Origin of the sequence: Dietzia sp. DQ11-38-2, assembly GCF_014145055.1 — a bacterium.
In the GTDB taxonomy this organism is placed as follows: Bacteria; Actinomycetota; Actinomycetes; order Mycobacteriales; family Mycobacteriaceae; genus Dietzia.
Window position 1 is genome coordinate 1 of the sequence record NZ_JAALDW010000447.1, and the last position, 2,569, is coordinate 2,569.

At 71.3% G+C, this 2,569-nt stretch carries 3 protein-coding genes; 2 read left to right on the forward strand and 1 reads right to left on the reverse strand.

The window, feature by feature from the left end:
* Window positions 1-982 (forward strand): NAD-dependent epimerase/dehydratase family protein (locus G6026_RS14275; protein WP_182613563.1); only part of this gene is annotated, 982 nt, incomplete at its 5' end.
* Between the two features lie 52 nt (window positions 983-1,034).
* Here G6026_RS14275 and G6026_RS14280 read toward each other — a convergent pair.
* On the reverse strand, window positions 1,035-1,475 hold the full coding sequence (locus G6026_RS14280; protein ID WP_182613564.1) for an SRPBCC family protein: 441 nt from the start codon (window positions 1,473-1,475) through the stop codon (window positions 1,035-1,037).
* A gap of 48 nt (window positions 1,476-1,523) precedes the next feature.
* Here G6026_RS14280 and G6026_RS14285 point away from each other — a divergent pair, with 48 nt between their 5' ends.
* Window positions 1,524-2,147, forward strand: a complete 624-nt coding sequence (locus tag G6026_RS14285; RefSeq protein WP_182613565.1) for a DUF1697 domain-containing protein — start codon at window positions 1,524-1,526, stop codon at window positions 2,145-2,147.
* The last annotated feature ends 422 nt before the right edge of the window (window positions 2,148-2,569 follow it).

Below are 2,569 nucleotides of genomic sequence, written 5' to 3' on the forward strand. Positions count from 1 at the left end.
GGTGCGCCGGCCGCCGGATCCCGTCGGCGAGTACCGGGGCGTCGACTGGCGCGCGGTGGACGTCTCCGGCCCGGGGGCGGCCCGCGAACTCGGTCGCCACGTCAGCGGCGCGGACACGGTGGTCAACCTGGCCTGGGGTTTCCAGCCCACCCGCGACGTCCGCTACCTCGAGAGGGTCGGGGTCGGTGGAACCGCCGCGGTCCTCGAGGCCGCGCAGTCGGCCGGGGTGGGGCACCTGGTTCACATCTCCTCCGTGGGGACCTACGCGCCGGGCCGCCACGGTGAGCACGTCGACGAGACCTGGGCGACGACGGGGGTGTCGGGTTCGGCCTACAGCCGACACAAGGCCATGGCGGAGAGGCTCATCGACGAGCACGAGTGTCGCCACGGCGGCGATGCGGTGCCCGTCGCCCGGATGCGGCCGGGCTTCATCGTCCAGCGAGCAGCCGCGAGCGGGCTGACCCGATACGGACTCCCCGCCTACGTGCCCGCACATCTCGTGCCGCGGCTGCCGCTGCTGCCGCTCGACCGGGCCCTGTGCCTGCCGCTCGCTCATGCGGACGATGTCGCCGACGCTCTCGTCCGAGTGATCGGCCAGGGCGCCACCGGCCCGTTCAACCTCGCGGCCGATCCACCGTTCACCAGGGAGGATCTCGCCGAGGTGCTCGGGGCCCGGCCGGTTCACGTCCCCCTGGCACTGCTCGGGGCGATCGTCGGGCTGACGTGGCGGGCCCGGTTGCAACCGGTGGACCGCGGATGGCTCGACCTGGCGTTCAGCGTGCCCCTCCTGGACTGCGTCCGCGCACGTGACGAACTCGGCTGGGCTCCGTCGTGGGCACCGCGAGAGGCCATGGCCGACCTGCTCGACGGGATCGCGCGCCTGGCCCACACCGGGAGCGCACCCCTTCGACGCAGATCCGTGCCCGATCTGGTGCGCCGGAGCCTGGCCGACGGGCTGATCTCCTCCCGCCGGTTCCCCTGAGCCCCGCTCGCCCGAGCGAGCGGGGCGGGCGCGAGGCGTGGGAGAGGGGCGATCAACCGTGTCGCCGGAGAACCTCGTTCCGCAGCCCCGTGGTGGCCACGTCGGCGATGTGCTTCTGGGCCTTCTTGACCACCGGCCCCGGGAGCTTGATCTTGAGATCAACCTCGAGATCAAAGACGACCGTGGTGGTGCCGTCCCCGTTGTCCGTGAGCTCGTACCGGGCGTTCTGGACCTTCTGGGAACCGCTCTCGACCAGCGACCAGCTCACCTCGCCTTCGTACCACTCGTAGCGCACCACCATCTCGTCGGTGACGCCGTACTGGGACACCCGCTCCCACACGACGATGGGCCACCCCTCGTCGTCGGCCTCCCTGACCTCGACCGCGCGGTGAGCGCTCGACCACTCCACGAGGGAGTCGACATCGGCGAGGACCTCCATGATCTCGGGGACGCCGGCCTCGATCGTGACCACTGACTGCACTGAGACTGCCATGGCCGGAAAGCTACCCGCGCGGGGCCGGCCCGGGAGGAAGATCGGGGGATGAGTTCTCGATCTGCACAGACGGACGACCCGGGGCACCGCAGGGTGGTGTTACTGCGTGGGATCAACGTCGGCAAGGGCGGCCGCATCGCCATGAGCGACCTGATCGAGTGCACCGAGGCCGCGGGCGGGACGTCGGTCCGGACGGTGCTGGCGACCGGAAACGTGATCGTCACCGATAAGCGACCGGTACCCGAGCTGCGCGCGGCACTCGAGGCCGCCTACGCGGAGAGGTTCGGCTACCGGTCCGTGCTGCAGGTCCTCCCGCTCGACGACGTGGCGACGATGGCGTCCTCGTACCCCTTCGACACGCTGCCCGAACACCACGACTACGTGGTGTTCTCGGATGACCCGGAAGTGACGACCCGGGTGGCGGTCGCGATGCACGCGGCCATCCGTGAGGTCGGAGAGGTGGCCGCCGGCACCGACGCGCATGCCGGGGCCGGGATGACCACCAGCAGCACGGAGGCGGTGGCCGAGGGCGCGGGCTGCGTGTACTGGCGGGTCCCCCGCGGCTCGACGCTGACCTCGGACGCGTCCGCGGTGCTCGACGGCCGGGAGAACAAGGGTCACCTCACCACCAGGAACCTCAAGACCCTGGCCCGGATCCTCGCTGCGGGGTGAGTCAGGGGTGAGTCAGGGCCCCTCGACGGACGCACCGATCGTGTCGACGAAGGCCGCGAGCGGCCCGAAGACCGCCGGGAAGATCCCGTCCCAGAAAGCCTGCATCTCGCTGAAGTCGAACATGGGCATCGGTAACACTCCTCGCACGGGGGCGGCGTACGGACTCTCCGCGGTCACCGGGGCTCCCCAGCACCAAGGATCGCGGCAGAGACACCCGTCGCGCAACCCCATGCGTCCCGCGAGTCTCGTCACCGGGCCGACGATCCACCAACTGGCAGACTGCAAACGATGCCTTCCCGCCCCGCACGCCCACTTCTGGCCGCCGCGGCCCTGCTCGTGGTCGCGGCCACGACCGGCTGCTCCGGGTCCGGGCCGGGGCGGACAGCGGGGCCTGCCCTGGAGGAGGCCAGCTCGTCGTCGCG